The following is a 19,983-nucleotide window of genomic DNA, read 5'->3' as shown; positions in this document are numbered from 1 at the left end:
AAGGCCTGTCCTATTAGTTAAACGTGACATTTACCGTATAACCATCATTCTTAAAAAATTCCTTTAACACTTTTTCTGCATTTTTCTCTGCAGAATCTAGTAAACCACTAGAGATGGCTCCTTGACGAATTTTCTCTTGTGCTTCTGCGGCCAACTCAAATCCCTCATCCATTTTCACATCATCACGGAAAAGCCCATTTTTGTCCAAGGCTTGTATTTTATCCATCTGTACTGATGGTTCCTGGATAATCTCTGCATGAGGAAGAGTAATATCTATTTCTTTTGTTTCTTCATTAATAACCATGTCATTAGAAGTAATCCCTTTCAAATCAACACCTGCAATAACCGTTGCAGGTACAACTAATAAAACTTCTCGCTTTGTTCCTGGTAAATTGATATTCAAGAACTTCTTATTATCCTCTTGGTGTAGAACCTCTTTCATATGAGCCTCAGCAGTTGCCAAAGTGGCTAGCTCTTGTACACGTTCAACAAACGTGACAGACTCTTGTTTGGAGGTACTGTCCGCAAATAACCGGGTTCCTCCTAAAGCGATGACTAGAGCTAAAAAAATAACGATGGCAATAATTAAAAAATTCTTCAATCTACCAAAATTCAAGAAAGATTTAGATATTCCTTGCGGTGAAGATAAATATCTTGAGTTTTGACCTACCGAAATAGTCGCAGCACTTTGTTGTTGTGCTTCATTTAATTCTCTTAATTGTCTTTCTAGCTGTGCAATTTTTTCGTCTTTTTCTTCTATCATTTCTCTAATTTTATCCATTTTTTTCACCTTTCATTTTTATCATCACAATGCTTCTTATCCTTCTAATCCACTAATCTATTATTTGAGTAATAAATTAGATAGTATCATACATAAAGACTTACACATTAATTGCATATTATATAAATAATGAGACAATAAGTGATTATTATTTCTTTCGTTTTAATTCTAAAAGTATAGGTGCTATATTTAGTATGATCGAAACAATTGTCAAAAACCATAATGCCTTTTCCATACCAGGTACTACATCCATTAAAGCTGACCAATCTTCCACTTCTATCCACCTGTATATAAGACTGTATTCTGCACAAAGTGTTAATGCTGTAAATGATAGTCCTATTGCCATAGCAAGCTTATAATCCTTTCCTGTTTTATACATATATAGATTTATACATGTTGCTACTATTGCAATAACCCCAAATATCAAAAATAACATTACTAACCTCCATATTTTTTTATTTTGTCACTAATAATACGAATGTGCTTCATCTCAATTTTTTACATTACTTTTGTATTAGACACTTATATGTCAAATCTTATTTTACAGTAAATGCTCTTCCTTTTGTGTTTCTTATTGAACAAACTTGTTCCTTTATTTTTGGTAAATAAGGTGCTTATTCTTCTTGAAGAAATGCCCTGTTTGTAAAAATAAATTCTCACACATTCATCATAATACTCATTAAATCTATCTTAATATTTTTAAAAGTTTTATATATTCGCCATAATCATCTTCACCAAGATATAATACGGTTGTAAACCCCTTTTTTTCATATAGGTGTCTTGCGTTTATGTTATCTATATCTACACCAAGCGTTATTTCCTATTATCCGAGTTGTTTAGCATAATCAATTAAATAATCAACAATAACGCCACCTATTCCACGATTACGATATTCTTCTTTAACAATCATACGAGATAGATAAATTCGTTTATCTGGAATAGTATAATCTGGATCATTGTTTTGAAAAACTAATGATCCTTCACCTATAAACTCGTTGTTCTCTCAATAAATAAAAGTAATTCTAGTACCACTTACTAATTCCTCATATATCATTTTAGCCATTTTCAATTTCTTTTCCATTTCCCATATATTACTGCACTTATAATAATCTTCAAGATTTAATTTCTTTATTTGATACAATGTCAAAACCATCCCTCTTCTTAATTGTTTTGAACTATTGTGCAAATAAAAACAGCATTTGTTCCACTATACTGCTCCAGTTATTCAAATAAGAAAAATGCCTTGCTACTTGTTGAAAAAAATTACCCGTTACTTGAATAAGAAGAGTCTTATTGTTTAATCAACATGTTATCTATTATAAAAAAGACTGAGAATTATCCGGAAAATATCCCAGTTTCTATAGAAGAAGCGCTAACTAACGTAATATAGATTAGTACTTGAATTCTATGTTTAATGACTCATTGGTAAGGCTAATGTATAGTTATGTCCACTAGTTATAGTAACTAGCTTTTAAGTAGTGAACATAGAGAGCAATAGATTTCTATAATAGAGGTGTTATGTCTGGAACAAGTTCCTGAACAAACAAATAAAAGGGACCCATTTTTCGATAATGCCCGATTTATCCTCGTTGCTCTGGTGGTACTTGGACATTTGGTCAGTCCAGCTAGAGCAAACAGTGATACTATTTACTTTGCAAATAATTTTTTGGCTTCATTTAGAATGCCCGCACTCATTTTAATCACAGGATATTTCTCAAAACGTTTCTATAAAGATGGGTTCTTTCAAAAAATCACATTAAGTATATTCATTCCTTATTTAATTTTCCAAAGCTTTTATTCTCTATTGAATGATGTAATATATGGACACGAGACTTTGAATGTTTCCCTATTTTATCCTAGCTTGGCCATGTGGTTCATGCTAAGTTTGTTTTCCTGGAACATTCTCCTTCTAGTCTTCACAAAGTTAAAACACCCCATCCTTATTTCCTTTCTAATAGGTATTGGCATAGGGGCGCTTGACCATGCTGGACATTATTTAAGCATTTCAAGAACATTCGTGTTCTTCCCTTTCTTCCTAATTGGTCACTATATAGGGGCGGAATCATTCAATTGGCTTAAAAGAGGGTATGCAAAGATCATCTCAATAACGAGCATTGGATTTAGCTGTCTCATACTTTCATTTTTTGCTTTACCACAAGCACGTTCCTATCTACTAGGTAGATCTCCATATATTGAAATTGCCGATTCTTATGTTGAGGGGGCCTTGTTTAGAATAGTTTTCTATTTTGTAATGTTGCTAGGAATCTTTTCATTTTTTCCCTGGGTTTCTAAGAGGAAGACCTTTTTTACCCACCTGAGTAGACGAACTGCTTATATTTATATTTTACATATTTTGTTCATAAAAATCATGTATACTTTAGACCTTTCAAGTACTATCCAGCCAATTCATTTTATTATTGTGCCTATTATCTGGCTAGTGCTCACTTTCTTTTTAAGTTCCGATTATGTAGTCCAACTAACAAAGCCACTAATTGAAGGGAAAATTGCATCAGGTCTTTTTAATCAGGACAATCAATCAAGAAATAGCAAACATCAAAAGCTTAAGGAACAGTTAGGGAAGCAAGAATAGTATGGAAACATAGCTACGGCCCAAATAAAAATACATGATAAAAACAGTTGCCGTCTAATAAGGGCAACTGTTTTTATTTGTTGTCTTGATCAAGTTCATTTTCTGACTAAAACTTTTCCTCTTCAATACTTGCAGTCTCTTCTTCCTCAAGCTTATATTCATCGTTATTAAATTCTGAATCTGTCCGTCAACTGACGTGTCTTCTGTTGGTTCTTCTTTATGCACTCATTTGTCCTGCCCTTTTAGAACACCTTCCAAGGACCAAAGATCGTCCAAGCGTAATTGCGATTAGAAAGTTTTTAAAATGTGGTCCCTTAAAAGCATCTTATTTTTCAGATGAATTTATCAAATTTCCAACCAAAACATAACGTTCTGGTGCATCGCCAATGTAAGTAAATGGGTAACAGGTCGTCAAAGTTAATGTAGCCTCAGGCTTTGGGACAATGACGGTTTTATCTTCTGCGTCAACAATCCTGACCTTTTCTATTCGGTAGGTGTATACTCCTTTTGCAGTTTCAACCTTAATCACATTATGTTCTCCGACTTCTTTAAGCTTTCTGAATACAGTGTCCCTATGCCCTGAAATTACTGTGTTATTGTCTTCACCAGGCATAACGCTGTTGGAATAATGTCCAGCACCTTTTTCAAGCTCTTCTTCACTTGTACCTTCGTATATCGGAACAGATATGTCGACCTTTGGGATGGATATTTCCCCGATCTTTTCTCCTTTATCTGGTTTATCGGTATTTGTGCTTTTTTCATTTTTATCCATTTCTTGTTCCATTTTCCTGATACTAACACCGTCATTACCATTCTCGACAGCCATGACTCCTTTTGCCCAGCTATATGCGTGGGTGCTTGCCAAATATACGCCAGAAATGATGAGGAAAAAGGCAATAGCGGGAATAATCCATTCCCGCTTACCATTATTTTTCCCTTTATCCATTACCGATCACCAAAGTATTTACGGGCTCTTAAGGTAATGCCTCCAAGCATGAATAGTCCTACTCCTAGTAATGCATTGGTAAGTGAATTTGTAGCCGTATCTGGCATGTCACCGCCCTTTTCGGTTGCTGCTTCTTCCGGCTGATCACTATTATAGTAATCAAGCGATTCTCTCAAGTCATATAGGAAGTAATAATCATCTGGACGTTCTCCGTATTCTGCCAGTAATACTTCGTACTCTACAGGAGTCAAGCCGTATTTTTCTATTAACTCACGTTCATTTTCGTCGGTAATTAGCGGACCTACCTGAGATACCAGGTCTTCAAATAAAGTGTAATCATTCAAGTCTGTGTCATAATTATCAACTAAATACTGGTTGAATTCATCAACCGTCCAACCAAGTGGTACTAAGTACGTTTCCTCTAACAGCGCCTCGTCCAGTGTTTCTGTTTCAGCGGGTTCGTTTGCTCCATTGGCATTAGAGTTATCGGAAGCATTGTCTTCGTTATTGTTTTCCGAAGCAACATCTCCATCATTATTGGTTGAATCATTTTCGTTAACGGTCCATTCTTCATCCAATGATTTCACCAAATCGCCTACAAAGTGTATATTATCCCTGTTGTCATATTCTTCTAAGAAAGCTACCAGCTGATTTGTATCCATATTGTATCTTTCAATGATGTCCAATATATTTTGATCAAGATTTCCGTCAGCCAGCTGATTAATATCTATTGGTTCTCCGATGTCTGCTTTCAGTTCATTCATGTTATCATAATCATCTAACTGAGATCCGTAATTTTCTTCTAGATAGTTATTCCAGTCCACCTCTGTCCAGGATGTCACCGCCGGGTATTGCTCTTTTACCTCTTTATATTCCACTGCACCCGCAGATAGTGGGGCAAAAACTAATGTTGATACAACTGCAAATGGTATTACTTTCTTTTTCATGTTTAGCCTCCTTTGGTTTCTATTTTCATTAAATCATGAAAGGTTATTTATTCACTTTTAAAAATAACAGCGACTTTGATTCAATTAGCTCTGGATTATTTTTAAAGAAAATTACTAGATTATTATTTTCCGTTTACTTTTTCAGAAAGTTCTGCATCAAGATCTGGGCTCCTCTTTTTCATTCGTTTCAGTTTCATTAGATTCTGATTCTACTTTATTGTGTTTACTTCTTCCTATTCACTTTTCAGTATCAGGTTCCCCTGTATCCTCTTTTGCACCTTCTGGACAATCTTCCAAAACCAATTCAGCTCCTATAGGTAATGTTAATAGTTTTTCATAGATGATTTCACTCCTTGTCATTTGTCTTGAAAACTATTCCTTTAGCTTATAAAACTATTACCCGACACAGAATGCTATAAACGTCTTCTATCATTCTAGACTTTTGTTAATATAAAAACGGTAATTTCCGGAGGTGTATTGATTCTAAGTGGAAGATCACTGAAACCAATCCCTCTATTTACATACAAATGGTTCCCCTTTGCTCCTAAGTTTTCAATCCACCCATCTACCGTTGCTTTGTCTTTTGCAACTAGGCTTTTATATGACCACTCTGGCGCAAATGGAACTCTAAATTGTCCTCCGTGTGTATGACCGGCTACTGCAAGTGGTGCTGAATTTTCTGGTAGCTTTGCGAATGATTCTGGATTGTGCATCATGATCATTCTCGGAGCTGCTTCGGGAATACCATTGAGCGCTTTGGCTGGCTCCGCATTTTCAGGCCAATTAGCTCCCAATCCAGCTAAATAAAAACAACTATCCTGAGGCTTTCCGATTACGACTTCATTATCCTTTGTCAGTTTTAAAGCAACAGAACGATTGTGCAACAATGTTATTCCCATCTCCTTTAGAGATGTTTTCACATGCTTCGCTGATGCTATTTTGGGTTCGTCATTTTTGTTACCCATGTTATAGTCATGATTCCCCAAAACGGCGAATATGGGAATATCTGTTTTTACCAGAGGGTTGATCAGCTTTTCAACCTTTTGCATCTCTGCATTTGGATCCTCAAGCGAATGATAGATAAAATCTCCGAGAATCAGCACTGCATCCGGCTTCATTCCTGCGATTTTTTCAGCAGCATTCTCTACAGTTTCTGTGTTATCCATCCACATCCCTACTTGGAAATCTCCAATCACCGCAACCTTTTTGCCCTCCCATTTCGATGGCAAGTTCGGAATGGCTGCTTTTTCCTTTTCAATATCTAAAAAATATGGTTCTACTAATCCCCAAATTAAGATGCTCACTAGAATCAATCCCACTATTTTTGCAAATTTATTTTTTTTTAAAATTTTCACCCTCTCCTTCCAATTTAAAAATGAATATATTTTCCTATGAATCTCTTAAAGACATGAGTTGGCCGGATAGAGTTTGCACTTCGCCACTCTACCCATTCCAATGCAAGAATGGTGAGGATTAGCCAAATAACTCCAGCTAGGTGCCCCGCAAGAACATCACTTGGGTAATGAGCACCAAGATATATCCGTGTCGATCCGATCCAGATTACCACCAATCCTGCAGTGAATATCACAAACCACTTTAAAACTTTCTTTCTGCTTGAGCGAACGATGAAATATGCGATAAATCCATAAAAAATCAAAGAACCCATTGAATGGCCACTTGGAAAGCTATAGCCAATCGCATCGATTTCAGGATTGATAGATGGACGACCGCGTGCATATAGATGTTTCAATAAGGTAGTCAGCAGACCACCTCCACCGATCCCAATCACGAGGAATAGAATTCCCCATTTATCCTTGGATGTAACCCATAACCCGATGATGGCACCAACTGTACATACTGATAAAAACCAAACTGAACCTAGCTCCGTACCAAATATCATGATTTGGTCGAGCGTGCCATTTTCTATGTATTTAAACCAATTAATAATTGTGGCATCAAATATTTCTACCTCTTTTTCTAGCAATTCTTCTGAAAGTTTTGCAAATAAAATGATAAAAAGAACCGAAAATCCAACCCCTGAAATCATGATTAGAAATGGAAATCCGGCTTTCTTTGCTTTTTGTTTATTCGTTTCCATATGATGCTCCTTTCTAATGTTTAATTATTTTCACTTAAAGCATTTCAAGCCTCTCACTATTTCTATTCTTTTTTAAATCTTTAATTTTTGATTTTCCTAGGCAACCAAATGCTACCAACTAAGTCAATCAGAAGCCTGACTTCCCCCTCCTTTGCCTTTTTCAATAACAGAGCTATCAATTTCTTTCCAGATGAATCATATTTAAAACGATAAAAAGATAGATGGAACAGCTGCCTGGACAAAAGCCTGTCTCTATCAAAAAATCAACTTATTAAAATGAATAGTACACCTACAAACCGTAAAACCCACACAACCAATCTCCCTCCAATAATTCATCCTATATTCGCTTTTTCCCCAAAAAATAGTGAGTAAACGAATGAACAGTAAACCAGGGGAACCAGGAGTAAGAAAAAGACTTCTAAGAGCCCACCCCTTCAAAGTTTTGAATTTATTTATCTTATCCCATTGGCATTAATATCTTTAGTTCAATAAACTTCACATCTTGTATATTCACAACTTCTCTAAAAAAGGTGCAGTTTTTTATGCTCCATTAATGTTTTAAAAAAACGTAATTTTACATGGTAATTAACACTGGTGTTAGTAATCAAATCAGGAATACAAAAAAATACAAAGCAAAAGGATCAGATTTAAATCTGATCCTTTTGCTTTGTATTAACAGTCTTCTTAAACTAAAGCACCCTTTAGCTTAAGGACATTTATTTACAATATATGTTGAAAAGCACTTTGCTTTGTTTTTACATAACCACCCTTTGCTGAAACACCAACAAACAATGTTTGATTATGGAGCAAATGGGAAAATACGTGGTAGCGAAGTCATAATTGATACAAATAAAAGCAAAGCGGTAAGGCTTAAGCCAAAAAATCTAAAACTTTTATTGTGTAAAAATTGCAAAAGGTAAAATACAACAAACAAAAATATAAAAAAATACGGAAGGTTATTACTCCCATTTAAAAGGGCATCTATCGCCGAACCAATTATTATAATACCTGCAATAACATTAAATATGTGAGCTTTTTTACCCAAATTTCATCCCCCCGCCTATCATTCTACCATATACTCCCATTAATATGAGTGATTGTTCAATTAACTTGCTCGTTAGTAAAATAACATCCTGCTAGAATTGCAGAATCGCACCCCTTTAGTTTAATATAATTATTGCTTTTCTTTGGTTTGAATGTATTTTTGCGTTAATAATCCAACATTAAACACCGAAAAAATCATAATGAAGAAATATAATACCCGAATGGACAGAAACCTCTCGTCACCAGTAAACGTAATATCAGACAGGGTATGGTAAATAAAACCAATAGTAACTAATATAAACAAAATTAATTGCCCTTTTATAGATTTAATCATAAAATCCCCCTAAAAATAGTTGATTAAAATATGTATAATTATACCATTTTCCTATTTTTTTGGTTAGCAAAACTGCTTCTTTACTTCAACAAGAAAAAGCCAATCTCCTTCTTGAAGATTAGCCCCTGTTATTTGAAGAAGGGTTAGAATTATTTAAAGCTTAGTATATATAAGATTATCCTGCCTCAAATATGAAAAGCCTGTTTCGTCAAAAGCGTTAAAAATCGAAAAATATCTTGAACCAATACCAAAACCTACCCCATTTAACAACAGTTCAGAATTAAGTACATTACCTTTTGAGTCTATTGCCTCTTGAGTCATTTCAATTACTTCAATTTCCTCAATTTGCTTTCCAATAATTAAAGAAGAGTTTCCAAACGCATTCCTTCTCCATTCAAGATTTAATTCACCATTACCGTACCAATCTAACTTTTCCTCTAAATCAATTCGATCCCAAGTAACTGCAATTTCTCTATCATTAAAGGAACAAAACTCTAATTGTCTTCCTCCTACAACTAATATAACAGGACAATCAGCCCAAAATTCACCATCAGAAAATTCATACACTGTCCAAATTCCCTCAATTGTTGAGCCAATTAATTGCCTCAAACTGTCACCATGAAAATTAATAAACTCATTTATATCGGTATAGAAAATTGGTTCGTACTCTTTAATACCCAGCATGAAATCAACCTCAATTCTTAAAAGGGAAAATTATGTTAAAGCTCAACGTTAGCTTCACAACAAACCTTTTGCTTTTTCAATCCATTCTTTAATGTCTTCTTGGTTATGATAATAGGTTGTGGGTGAGTCTAAAATATCAATACCACTAATTGTCTTCAACATTTCCCAAACATTTTCATCATTAACTTTTGGTTCATCAGTCATAACATAAAATTCAGCCCAATCTGATACGTCTTCTCTATTTAAGTCACCTGAAAGCACCTTTTCTAGCTTTTCAATGACTTCTTTCATATTAGGTTCATTCACGAACACATCACCTTACCTTGTGCAAAATAAGCTCGTCTATAGTGAAAGAAGAAACAACTAATTTTTGATACCTAATAGTATCCTACTTTTCTTAATTAAACCTGAAAAGTTCTCTTCACAGCCATTAATGACTTTCTCATAATTTGAAATAAAATCATTTTTTAAAGGAGAATTTTGCTCATTATACAAATGTTCTTTGCTCCTCCATTTTTCTAACCAAGGTAGAGCTTCTTTTTGAATGAATAATAAAATTTCACTCGCACATCGCCTTATAATTCACTTAACAAATAACTCAATAAAAAATGAATTATTCCTTCCACTTACTTTTGTTGCTGAACGTTTCATAATCAAATTTTGGAACGTAATCATACTCCTCATCGTGTTTAAGTTCAAACGCATCACTCGGTAAATAAAGAAGGCCTTCAAATTCCATGTCCTCTGGCATAGAAGTAGGATTATTAAGAACTTCGTAGTAAAATTCTTTTCCATTTGCCACTACAACACATCTTGAATAAAGAAATTCATCAACTGAAAAATATGTATCTTCGTCGGTTGTATACGCACCTTCACCAATATTTTCTGCATATACTTTCCCATCTAAATCATATAACAACTTTGATAAAATATCGGCAAACACATATATTTCTTCATCAGACTTCTTTGATAAGTATTTAATTGCTTTCTTTAATACTTTTTCATCATCGCCTGAGTGTTTCCACTCAAACATATCTATTAACTTCCAGAATTCATTTTCATCCATCCCAAAATTCTTAGTCCTTTTTAACATAAACACACTCCTTTTAGTGTAACTTTTGCTTGACCTTATTCTCCATTAGTTGGTTTTGCAATAGGTTTTCCAATACATATGCTAATTTTGTTAACAAAAATTTTCAACAAGTTAAAACAAATAGAAAGTAAACTTGACCAATAATTAACTACACCCTATTTTTTCAATTGCAAACTAATAGAGTGATAGACTTTCATCTCACTTATTCCACTAACATGTTACGTTTGTGAAAAAGCGACTGTTCTTATTGAACACTCGCACCCGTTAGCTCAAAAATAACTTATGCCATCATATAGTCAAAGGTAATACCAAAGAGGATTATCCCAAGACCAATTATAAAATGAACCTTTTTTTCGTACACTCCTGTTTTTTCAAAAATAGTATAAGCAATTCCAATTAACCCAATAAAAACAGCACTTCTAATGAAATAAGATGTATCCACAAGAAATAGATTTAGAAATTTCTGAAAGAATCCTGACACAACTCCTATAATTCCCAACATTAAGGGAACTCTTAAATTCCAATACATTCAATTCAACCACTTTTCTTTATTGCCTAAAGTTTTCTATAAAAATCGGAGTTCTTGTTAAACTCTACTCCCCTTGAGTTTAACATTTATTTCCTTTTCTGTAGATATAGAAAAGAGCATTGTTTTTTGAAGAAATGCCCCTATAGTTGAATAAGAAGAACAATAACTTATTCCATGTTTCATTTCCAGATTACTAAAATACTATTATCTCTATTTGTTTTGTCACAACCTGCTAAATCATAATCAGTTCTTCTTCGTTCTCTTTAATATCTATTGATCTGCAAATTGCTGTGTTTATGTTACCAGAACCAAATGTATCTCTTCTTGTATCTGTGGTTGATTGAATTACTTCACCGTCATATTTAAGGTCATGCAGCATTGGGTCTCCTTCTTCAGTGTACGTTACAACTCTAGTCTTATCTTCAAAACCTAGGTTTACATTTTCTATAAATGCAAAAAACTTATCTATGCTTGTAATGTCTCCGTGCATATTTACTACGTCTTCTGGTGATTGAACATATTCAGGAATGTTGTTTTGTTTTGTAGTAAAAGGTGATTCATCCCCTTGATTTATCTCATTTGATTGGCAACCAGAAAGAATGAATAGTAATATCGCAGTAAAAACCAAAATCTGTTTCATCATTTCCCCCTAACAACCCTTAGTAAATTTCTTATTTACTTATACATTCTTAGAAACACTGTTAAATCCCTTCTTCCACTAAACTGCCCTAACGAAAGAAGCGACTGCTGTTGTTCAACTACTTCGTTAGTCAAATAACTTTAACATAAGACTATCGCTTATTTATGTTGAACCAGGCGTTTTGTCTACCCTTCAACGATTGCAAGATATTTTTTGATTTCTCCTTCAGATTCAACAATTAAAATATCTCCTCTTTCTTTGGTGGAAAAAATCTTTGCACCAACAGGCAATCTATTAGACATCTCGTCTTTAAAATCTGTATTTGCTTCGTTTTTTGTTTTTATTTCACCGATTTGAACATCTTTTGTTAAAGACAATTCTTCAACCCAATCAATATTAGTTTTGTAGATCACTCCTTCATACTGAAAAATATTAGCATCAGAATCCAATGTTAAAACTTCCTCGGCATCAATACTATCGATTGTTACTGTGGTTGCTTCCCCTTCATTTGAACATCCATTAGTAATAATTAAAGCTAATGCAATCAGGACATAAAATAACTTTTCAACCAATGTAATACCCCCCTTTTTATATATAGTTGGAATTACTCTATCCTAAATTTCTTCTTGCACTAACCTGCTCCGTTAGTTTAATAATTAAAGGAGATGTTGAAACAACTACGTTACACATTATCACCCGTTAATGAACACGGTATTAATCAACCAATTCTACAGAAAGTGTATTAATTTGAGCTGGATAAGATTCTTTAACGGTGCCATCAAATCCTACTTTCACCTTGTCTCCAACTTGGAATGTCTCATCACTATTCACGGTAAGGTCAACAAACACATCACCTTCAGGATTACCCTCAAATACTTTAGCAGAAACAATTGAACTGCTACCGTTAATTTCCTTGATTGTTCCTATAAAACTGGAATTTTCCGTTTTGATTTTATTGTTATTTTCTTCAGTTCGATCTGTTGAATTAGAGCACCCAACAATGGTGAAAAAAACAATGATTGCTAATACTTTAAATATCTTTGTCATCACACATATCCCTCCGTTAATATATTTTAAAAGGATACTATAACTTACGAAAAGAAAACCTTCACTTTTCCATGTAACAATCGTTAACCATTTGTTGAATAACAATTAACCTTCAAGCATTTTTAAATATGGTATTTCTTTCTCATCTATAATTGCAATATATACTGGTCCATCTGTTTCATGTAGCTTAGTGCCAACAGGTAATTTATTTGCAGTACCATCTTTAAACCTACGTGCCTTATCTGTTTGTTTCGTTATTTCTCCAATTTGTTCACCTAATTTATATTCCAAATTTGAAACCCATTCAACATCTTGTGCATTAGAATAAACGATCCCATTAAGAAGAAATATATCTGCACTTTCATTTTTTAGAAATTCCTTTGGAGTTGGATTACCTTTAACTGGATTGTCAATATAACCGCTATTGCATCCGACTAAGAAAATAAGCAAAATACTTATAGAAAATATAAATTTCTTAAATTTCATTTGATACCCCCTCGTTAAATAAACAGACGAAATCAAGTAAAATATAATGCTAGTTAATAAAGAGATGTTATTCCCCTGGCATATAGCCAATAACTTTGTTTGTATCAGCATCAACCAGTATAATCGGGGTACTTGCTATAATGTTTTCTTTATCTTCAAATGAAACAGAGAATACTTCTTTGCCTTTATAATCTTTATCTAACAACTCATAATCTTTAGTAACTATGATTTTAGAGACTTTTGCACTTTTCCATTCTTCCTTGGCACGATCACTCCAACCTTTTTCTTCTAAGAAGTTCCACGCTATTTCTCTAATCTTCGAATAATTATATGAGATGATATCGTTGATTTGTTTACTTGAACGAACAGATAAAGAATAAATTGTGTGTGTATCTTTTGTATTCATTATTGTTCCAGATTTTGCATCAACCCAAAGGAAATATGTTTCCTCTCCTATTTCAATTTTAAATTCAGGGTCTGCCATATTGACAATACCTGGTTGTTTTTCTGAATTACTTACTGCTTCTTCAATCATTTCGATTGTTTTTCTATCCTCTATAACTAATGTTTCGGAATTATTGCTCTCCATTGGTTCAATTGTTATCTTTTCTAAACTTTCACTATTCTGCTGGCAGCCAAATAAACTAATCGATAGTAGAAATAATAATAAGACCCAACTAATATTTCTAATAGATTTAACCTCCCTTAACTACTTTTTAATTTAGACGAATAAAATCCTTTGTTCGTTTCAAATATCGTATGGAATTATTCCGAGGTTTGTCTATCTATTCCGCACCGTTAATGAAATAGCGAGTAATCTTATTGAACACTCGCGCCCTTAACTTAAAAAGGTTTATTTTTAGATTTACTATTTAAAAAATCCTCACAAAATAAATGTACCTTCAATTCTTAGATATGCCTTATTTTCAGTACAGCCCTTTCGTTTTGGATCACGCATTTCGAATAAGATAGTTCCATTTTTTTAAAAATTATACTTCCGCACCATCTCTATAGAAAATAAACAATAATTCCTCCAATACCTGCGATAGTCATCATTATCCCTCCAAAACGAGTTGACCATTTGTACAAGTTTGATGGTTCAGTACGATCGTTTGATTTCCAACTCTCTGTTAATACCCAAAAAATAGATGGTTTCACAATCATTGTCACACCAATAATTGTTAGAATAATTCCGATACCCATTTTAAAGTTCCCCTTATATTCTATTATTCTTATTAATCAATACGATTAGCTGTTTTTAAGGTTTCAATTATTCTTGAAAAATTCTATTAAATAGTTAATTTAACATTTATTTCCTTCTTTTGACGTAAAGAAAACACTGCAGGACCGCACCATTTAGTTTAGGTGAATTTATTTTATTCCGATCTAACTAGTGTTTCTCCTTTCTCAGTACTAAATGAAATAAGACCTATCATATCTTACTTAAAAGAAACCAATTAAAGGAGTGTGAGAAGTTGAAGAATGTGAATGTGGGTTTACGGCCGCTTGTGACTAACATTAATTTACCTACTGTTATGAAAACAGCGTTTCTACCAGGAGACATTGTGGAACGATTGTTTATTGCTACTCAGGTAGGAGAGGTCTTTTTCTTAAGAAATGGTGAAGTTCAAACGTTTATAGATATTCGTTCACGAATTATCGAATTGGGTGCTTCTGGTGGATATGATGAACGAGGTTTATTAGGTTTAGCGTTTCACCCTCAATTTTATTATAACGGGGTGTTTTATCTACATTTTTCAGTCGCTGGTAGTCAAGGTCCAGGTGCTCTTTCTAATTCTTTTACTCCTGATTCGTGTGACCCAAGTACATTAAACTTGAAATGGGAAGATAGAAATAATCAATATGATCATATTGATACTGTGGAAGAGTGGATCCTCCAAACAAACGGACAACCGAAAAAACGCAGAACTTTACTTAATCTTAAAAGGCCATTTTTTAATCATAATGGTTTCAATAGCTTAAACTTCTCACCTGAAACAGGGAACCTTGTTTTAAGTACTGGAGATGGCGGATCAGGCTATGATCCTTTTAATCTAAGCCAAGATAACCTGGAAATAGCCGGTAAAATTATTGAAATTGATGTGTCTAAAACATTTCCCACTGATCTACCAGCAGTCACTCGTTTTGATGAACTCCCAAATTCTATTCAGGAAGCGTTAGCAGTAGTCGCCAAAGGAGTTCGTAATAACCCAGGCATTTCTTATCAAAGGTATGGTAATCAGTCTATTAAGTATGTCGGAAATGTTGGACAAGATTTAGTAGAATCGATCTTTTCATTTGTGTACGATCAGCGAATCCCTGTTAAGCAGCTAATTCAGTTTTATTCGACAAAAAAGGAACCTAAGGGTTTAATCAACTTCGGTTGGAGAGGATGGGAAGGAGCTTTTCCGACTTCGATTTTAGAGAACTGCTCAGAAAATTCTATGGATAAACAGTCGATTGCCTATTACATAGAAGCCGTAAAAGATTCTGTGAATCGTCTTCCTCCTTTAACGTGTTATTTTCATCAAGATTCTCGACCTGATAAATTTGAAGGCACTGCACTTACGGGAGTCCAACCATATATGAGCAACGAAATACCAGATTTAACGGGAAGTATAGTGTTTACCGATATGGCCCGGAATAAGCAATCAGAATCTCCAGTTAGAGGAGGGTTAGCTTATACCAAAGTAAGGTTTGATGGGAAACTTAATGATTATGGTGTGATTGAACCTAGTTATGACTTTGGATCTCAACCAGCTTATTATGTAGGGTTAGGAACAAACCTTGTTCAAACCAATCTTTATTTAGGGGTATATCACTCGATGAAAGTATCAGACTTAAACCAAGGGACTGTATTTGAAATAATCCCTTGATTTAAAACAAACGGACGGTGCTTTGCATCTGATACAGAGTGCCGTTCCATTGTTTCTCTTCTGTTAATTCAACTAGCCAATTCATTTGAGAAAGTATTTTTGCTGTTAGCTCTAGTTTCCATTATCAAACACTTAAATTAAAGTGTAACAATGATTGGTCCATTTTTCGTAATAATAATCGTATGTTCTATTTGAGCGACAAAGCTTTTTTCAGTAACATATGTCCAGCCGTCATCTTTTTTAAATACTTGTTCTTCTAATGTAGAGATAAATGGTTCAAATGCGATCACCATTCCTTCTTTTAATAATGCATTATCCCATTTATCATTATAATTATAAATGTGGTCAGGTGCTTCGTGGATGTTTCGTCCAACACCATGTCCTGTTAGATTTTTGATCACAGTTAATCCGTTTTCATTCGCTGTTTGGAATACGACTTTTCCAATTCCACTTATTCTGGAACCTGGCTTTGCTTTTTTAAGCCCAGCATCAAATGCTTTTTTAGCAACGTTACATATTTTTGTTAAAATTTCTTCCCCGTCACCTACAACAAACGAGATTCCTGTATCTGCGAAATATCCATTTTTAGAGCCTGAAACATCGATATTAACTAAATCTCCTTCTTGTATAACCCGTGCACCTGGAATACCATGTGCCACTTCTTCATTAACACTTATGCAAGTATAGCCTGGAAAATCATATTCACTTTTAGGTGCTGATACGGCACCCTCTTGCTCAAAAAGCTCTCCAGCTAGATCATCAAGTTCTTTTGTCGTGATACCTGGAATTGTTCTTTGTACCAAGATATCTCTAATTGAGGCAACAATTTTGCCAATTTCCTTCAAACCATTAAAATCTTCTTCTGTTTTTGCAATCATCGTATATCCTCACTTTTTAAAGTATCTAAAAATTTGTTTTCTGTTTTGATTCTAGCATAAAAGGATCACCTTTTCTTCAACTAAACTGTTTCGGTTGTAAATGTATAGGGAATGACCACTTCATTCTTCGATATGTTCATCTTGTCTTTTTTTACGCAAATGATAAATATAGATTATTGGTACAAATCCACAAACAAATAATATTCCACCCAATATGACTCCATCCAGTATATTAAAACCATCAGTACGTGTAACAAAAAAACCAACAACAGTTGAAATGAAAACAAGCACAATCAGTGAAATACTTAGACTTCTTTGCGGGTTAATTTTACTATTTTCATGATCTGTACTAATACTCATTGATAGATAGGCGGAAATAACTGTAGTTATCATGAATACGAACCATAGAGGATTTTCTCTCATTCCGTCTAATCCTTTTGTAACTAAGTCATATCCTAAAATCCCTAGTATACCATTCGTTTGTATGATAAAGGCAATGCGGATGTTTTTTAAATTTTGTAATTTTAATCGTTCATCTGTGATTTTTTTCATCATTCATCACTCCTTTTCTATCCAAAATACTTCATCTAATGTTTTGTTAACCACATAACAAATATCAAGACACAACTTTAATGTTGGATTATATTTACCCTTCTCAATTAAACTAATTGTTTGGCGAGTGACACCAATCTTTTCTGCCAATTGTTGTTGCGTTAAACTTACTTGAATTCGAGCTATCTTCACTTTGTTCTCCAAATGGTTGTATCCCTCCTTAAAATAAGTGTAACATATATGTTACATAATTCAATATATATATTGCATTTAGTGTGCAATTATTTCCAAGATCGTTGCATTTCGCACAATAGAAATTGCCGTAAATATGATGAAAGTATTCAAGAATATGAGATTGAGAAGACACTTGGAGTTTTTTACTTTTTGTTTTTTCGGTACCATTCGATTGCTTTTCGTTCCATGTTTTTTACAAAATCATTTTTCCCTTCACTATATCCTTCAATATCTTTAGGAAATTGTTCGGCAAGTTTTTCTTTTAACTTTCCATACTCTAACATAACTTCTTTATGGGAAATTAGGTAATCACGAAGAGCAAGATGACGTACTATTTCATAATCATTATCATATTGAAAAAAATGAATTTGATGTGTCCTGTTTTCTCCACCTTTTCGAAAGTATCTTCTTCCTGTAATCCCTAACTCTCCAAGTGGTTCATAATCTATTTCTATCATTTTTTCATTAAAAATATCAACTTTTTCAATATTTTTAACGACTGGCATGATATCGATGATTGGCTTTGCTTTTAAACCAGGTACAGCTGTACTACCTATATGATTCATTTCAACAAGTTCACCAATGAATATCTCTCTTATTTTTTTTGCTTCCTTTTTATAAAGTTCAATCCAATTTTTATCATAATCCTTAACAATAATGTTCATAGCACGATTCACCACTTCATAACCCTCCCAGGCTACATACTAGTTTTTTGAACAGTCGAGCAATAGTCGAAAAAGATAGATAGCTTTGATTATTATAATGCACTACGATTTGGATACTCTTCTTTTTTTATAAAAAAGCACCATTGCAATGACAAATAAAATGACAGAAATTAAAATAGTAGTTCCTGAAGCAATAGGTGTTAAAATTCCTAAAATTAATAAAACAATTCCTAATATTACTAAGCCGACCACCATTAAGAGTCCTCCTTCTAACTAATACATATGTTAATTTTACCCTTTTCTTGAGTGAAAAGGGAATAATTTATCGTTAAAAACGGAAAATACCAAATGATTATTATAGTTTTCAACATATTTTATACCTGTTGTTTTAACTCCGAGTTCCTCACTTCTTAATACGTTTGAATAAAAATTATTGCATTTTAATTTAATTAATCTGCCTCTTTTAAAAAATAAAGAGCTATCGCATTCGACAACTCCATTTTCTTGTATTGCACCCTATGATTGTAGATTTTTTTCTTTTGAATAATCTCATCTACATGATCGTATTAAACTATTTATTTTAATCTAAAATTCAATATACTTTTTCCTTTTATATCATTTCCTTCTTTCCATAAAAACTCTAAAGCATATTGTGAGCCAATATTCTCTTCATTCACTTCAATTTCTAAAGGAGTATTAGAAATTTTTTCGCTCTTCTTATCTATAACTTCATAATTCTCCGTATTTATTTGAAGTAGGTTTATATCAGTGGGCTGTGGTTTCATTTTATGCCAATCAATCTGTATTGTATCGCCTATCTCAACATCACCAGAGTGAATATCGGGGTAATGAGATGTATTATTATCTTCACAATCATTCCAACATACTTCTAAATAGCTATTATCAAATATTACACCCTCTGCCCCAACTGTATGAACATTTTGTATTGTAGGCATTTCCATAAGTGTGAACTCTGGAAGTTTGCCATCAATTAATTTTGTTTGCTCGTTTGTTTTTTCGATCACAATATTCCCTACATATTGAGCACTGTCTTCTGAATCAATGAATTTAACTTCTAATACATAATTCCCTTCGTTTACTGGAAATTGAAATTCTCTATATTCATTAAACTCGATGTCTATTTGTTCTCCGTTTTTCCATAAAGTAGCTGTTATCGTTGGGTCTGTCCAAATATCTCCACCATTTTCTTCATTCTCTTTAAATTCCAAAGAAGCCTCTTGGTTTGGTGAAACTCTAATTTCCTTTTGCGATAATCCAAATTCTTCGATATTATCTATTTTTTCTTCTACATCTCCACTTGATGAACTCCAACTAATATTTGCTTCTGTTAATTGTGTTTGTTGATTTTGCAAACCAATTTCTAAATGTAAATGTGCCGTTGGAACACCAACATCATAATCCTCACCAAAGCACCCTGTCAGTACAGCAATCATAAGGATTCCTACAATTAATTTCATAAGTTTGTCCAAAATAAGTCACTCCTTATATTGTTACCAGCAAACTTGATATGCCTCACTTTTATCGAACACTCGCTCCGT

General features: G+C 33.6%; 27 protein-coding genes and 1 pseudogene. 2 read left to right on the top strand and 26 right to left on the bottom strand.

The genetic code is table 11. The features are described from left to right. Positions 1–13: 13 nt before the first annotated feature. The 4 genes and pseudogenes from LC076_RS13750 to LC076_RS13735 form a co-directional block, all read right to left on the bottom strand. Positions 14–781, bottom strand: coding sequence for a DUF4230 domain-containing protein (locus LC076_RS13750; RefSeq protein ID WP_226669677.1), 768 nt, complete (start codon positions 779–781; stop codon positions 14–16). A 148-nt stretch (positions 782–929) separates the two neighbouring features. After that, on the bottom strand, positions 930–1,217 hold the full coding sequence (locus LC076_RS13745; protein ID WP_226669676.1) for a hypothetical protein: 288 nt from the start codon (positions 1,215–1,217) through the stop codon (positions 930–932). A 387-nt stretch (positions 1,218–1,604) separates the two neighbouring features. Beyond that, positions 1,605–1,772: pseudogene (locus LC076_RS24380) on the bottom strand (GNAT family N-acetyltransferase); the annotation flags it as partial. A 12-nt stretch (positions 1,773–1,784) separates the two neighbouring features. Then, a complete protein-coding gene (locus tag LC076_RS13735; protein ID WP_226669675.1) occupies positions 1,785–1,928 on the bottom strand; it encodes a hypothetical protein in 144 nt (47 codons plus the stop codon). 366 nt (positions 1,929–2,294) lie between these two features. Here LC076_RS13735 and LC076_RS24505 point away from each other — a divergent pair, with 366 nt between their 5' ends. Then, positions 2,295–3,371 (top strand): acyltransferase family protein, encoded by a 1,077-nt coding sequence (locus LC076_RS24505; RefSeq protein ID WP_226669674.1) that lies wholly within the window; start codon positions 2,295–2,297, stop codon positions 3,369–3,371. Between the two features lie 325 nt (positions 3,372–3,696). On the opposite strand, the gene LC076_RS13725 is transcribed toward LC076_RS24505, so the two are convergent. The 16 genes from LC076_RS13725 to LC076_RS13655 all read right to left on the bottom strand — a co-directional run bounded on the left by LC076_RS13725 (position 3,697) and on the right by LC076_RS13655 (position 14,422). After that, complete coding sequence (locus tag LC076_RS13725; RefSeq protein ID WP_226669673.1) at positions 3,697–4,317, bottom strand: class D sortase; 621 nt, start codon at positions 4,315–4,317, stop codon at positions 3,697–3,699. Then, complete coding sequence (locus LC076_RS13720) at positions 4,317–5,264, bottom strand: processed acidic surface protein (RefSeq protein WP_226669672.1); 948 nt, start codon at positions 5,262–5,264, stop codon at positions 4,317–4,319. The genes LC076_RS13725 and LC076_RS13720 overlap by 1 nt, the downstream gene beginning before the upstream one ends. A gap of 237 nt (positions 5,265–5,501) precedes the next feature. After that, on the bottom strand, positions 5,502–5,624 hold the full coding sequence (locus LC076_RS24170) for a hypothetical protein (RefSeq protein ID WP_264191549.1): 123 nt from the start codon (positions 5,622–5,624) through the stop codon (positions 5,502–5,504). A 74-nt stretch (positions 5,625–5,698) separates the two neighbouring features. Next, positions 5,699–6,568: a metallophosphoesterase gene (locus LC076_RS13715; RefSeq protein ID WP_226669671.1), complete on the bottom strand. Its 870-nt coding sequence runs from the start codon at positions 6,566–6,568 to the stop codon at positions 5,699–5,701. A gap of 65 nt (positions 6,569–6,633) precedes the next feature. Next, positions 6,634–7,362 carry a phosphatase PAP2 family protein gene (locus LC076_RS13710; protein WP_226669670.1) on the bottom strand — a complete coding sequence of 243 codons (729 nt, stop codon included), beginning with the start codon at positions 7,360–7,362 and terminating at the stop codon, positions 6,634–6,636. A gap of 799 nt (positions 7,363–8,161) precedes the next feature. Further along, positions 8,162–8,407: a hypothetical protein gene (locus tag LC076_RS13705; RefSeq protein WP_226669669.1), complete on the bottom strand. Its 246-nt coding sequence runs from the start codon at positions 8,405–8,407 to the stop codon at positions 8,162–8,164. Between the two features lie 486 nt (positions 8,408–8,893). Beyond that, positions 8,894–9,424: a hypothetical protein gene (locus LC076_RS13700; protein ID WP_226669668.1), complete on the bottom strand. Its 531-nt coding sequence runs from the start codon at positions 9,422–9,424 to the stop codon at positions 8,894–8,896. Between the two features lie 54 nt (positions 9,425–9,478). Next, on the bottom strand, positions 9,479–9,730 hold the full coding sequence (locus LC076_RS13695; protein ID WP_226669667.1) for a DNA-binding protein: 252 nt from the start codon (positions 9,728–9,730) through the stop codon (positions 9,479–9,481). 307 nt (positions 9,731–10,037) lie between these two features. After that, complete coding sequence (locus LC076_RS13690; protein ID WP_226669666.1) at positions 10,038–10,517, bottom strand: DUF4240 domain-containing protein; 480 nt, start codon at positions 10,515–10,517, stop codon at positions 10,038–10,040. A 280-nt stretch (positions 10,518–10,797) separates the two neighbouring features. Beyond that, positions 10,798–11,019 (bottom strand): hypothetical protein, encoded by a 222-nt coding sequence (locus LC076_RS13685; RefSeq protein WP_226669665.1) that lies wholly within the window; start codon positions 11,017–11,019, stop codon positions 10,798–10,800. 259 nt (positions 11,020–11,278) lie between these two features. Beyond that, positions 11,279–11,686 carry a DUF4362 domain-containing protein gene (locus tag LC076_RS13680; protein WP_226669664.1) on the bottom strand — a complete coding sequence of 136 codons (408 nt, stop codon included), beginning with the start codon at positions 11,684–11,686 and terminating at the stop codon, positions 11,279–11,281. A 185-nt stretch (positions 11,687–11,871) separates the two neighbouring features. Further along, positions 11,872–12,258 carry a hypothetical protein gene (locus tag LC076_RS13675; RefSeq protein WP_226669663.1) on the bottom strand — a complete coding sequence of 129 codons (387 nt, stop codon included), beginning with the start codon at positions 12,256–12,258 and terminating at the stop codon, positions 11,872–11,874. A 142-nt stretch (positions 12,259–12,400) separates the two neighbouring features. Next, complete coding sequence (locus LC076_RS13670; protein ID WP_226669662.1) at positions 12,401–12,733, bottom strand: DUF3221 domain-containing protein; 333 nt, start codon at positions 12,731–12,733, stop codon at positions 12,401–12,403. Positions 12,734–12,838: 105 nt separating this feature from the next. Beyond that, on the bottom strand, positions 12,839–13,219 hold the full coding sequence (locus LC076_RS13665) for a hypothetical protein (RefSeq protein ID WP_226669661.1): 381 nt from the start codon (positions 13,217–13,219) through the stop codon (positions 12,839–12,841). A gap of 67 nt (positions 13,220–13,286) precedes the next feature. Further along, on the bottom strand, positions 13,287–13,808 hold the full coding sequence (locus LC076_RS13660) for a hypothetical protein (protein ID WP_226669660.1): 522 nt from the start codon (positions 13,806–13,808) through the stop codon (positions 13,287–13,289). A 419-nt stretch (positions 13,809–14,227) separates the two neighbouring features. Beyond that, positions 14,228–14,422, bottom strand: a complete 195-nt coding sequence (locus tag LC076_RS13655) for a DUF6199 family natural product biosynthesis protein (protein WP_226669659.1) — start codon at positions 14,420–14,422, stop codon at positions 14,228–14,230. 272 nt (positions 14,423–14,694) lie between these two features. Here LC076_RS13655 and LC076_RS13650 point away from each other — a divergent pair, with 272 nt between their 5' ends. After that, on the top strand, positions 14,695–16,095 hold the full coding sequence (locus LC076_RS13650; protein WP_226669658.1) for a PQQ-dependent sugar dehydrogenase: 1,401 nt from the start codon (positions 14,695–14,697) through the stop codon (positions 16,093–16,095). A gap of 137 nt (positions 16,096–16,232) precedes the next feature. On the opposite strand, the gene map is transcribed toward LC076_RS13650, so the two are convergent. From map to LC076_RS13620, 6 genes are all read right to left on the bottom strand, one after another. After that, positions 16,233–16,973, bottom strand: a complete 741-nt coding sequence (map, locus tag LC076_RS13645) for a type I methionyl aminopeptidase (protein ID WP_226669657.1) — start codon at positions 16,971–16,973, stop codon at positions 16,233–16,235. A gap of 120 nt (positions 16,974–17,093) precedes the next feature. Further along, positions 17,094–17,525 (bottom strand): hypothetical protein, encoded by a 432-nt coding sequence (locus LC076_RS13640; RefSeq protein WP_226669656.1) that lies wholly within the window; start codon positions 17,523–17,525, stop codon positions 17,094–17,096. A 6-nt stretch (positions 17,526–17,531) separates the two neighbouring features. Continuing rightward, entirely contained in the window at positions 17,532–17,729 is a 198-nt protein-coding gene (locus LC076_RS13635; RefSeq protein WP_226669655.1) for a helix-turn-helix transcriptional regulator, read from the bottom strand. A gap of 173 nt (positions 17,730–17,902) precedes the next feature. Then, a complete protein-coding gene (locus LC076_RS13630) occupies positions 17,903–18,439 on the bottom strand; it encodes a GrpB family protein (protein WP_319005523.1) in 537 nt (178 codons plus the stop codon). 87 nt (positions 18,440–18,526) lie between these two features. Then, positions 18,527–18,679, bottom strand: a complete 153-nt coding sequence (locus LC076_RS13625; RefSeq protein ID WP_226669654.1) for a hypothetical protein — start codon at positions 18,677–18,679, stop codon at positions 18,527–18,529. Between the two features lie 320 nt (positions 18,680–18,999). Beyond that, positions 19,000–19,914 carry a hypothetical protein gene (locus LC076_RS13620; RefSeq protein WP_226669653.1) on the bottom strand — a complete coding sequence of 305 codons (915 nt, stop codon included), beginning with the start codon at positions 19,912–19,914 and terminating at the stop codon, positions 19,000–19,002. Positions 19,915–19,983 lie beyond the last annotated feature (69 nt).

Source organism: Metabacillus litoralis (assembly GCF_020524045.1).
Taxonomy (GTDB): Bacteria; Bacillota; Bacilli; order Bacillales; family Bacillaceae; genus Metabacillus; species Metabacillus litoralis_C.
The sequence above is the reverse complement of the archived record's forward strand: the minus strand, read 5'-3'. Positions and strand labels throughout refer to the sequence as shown.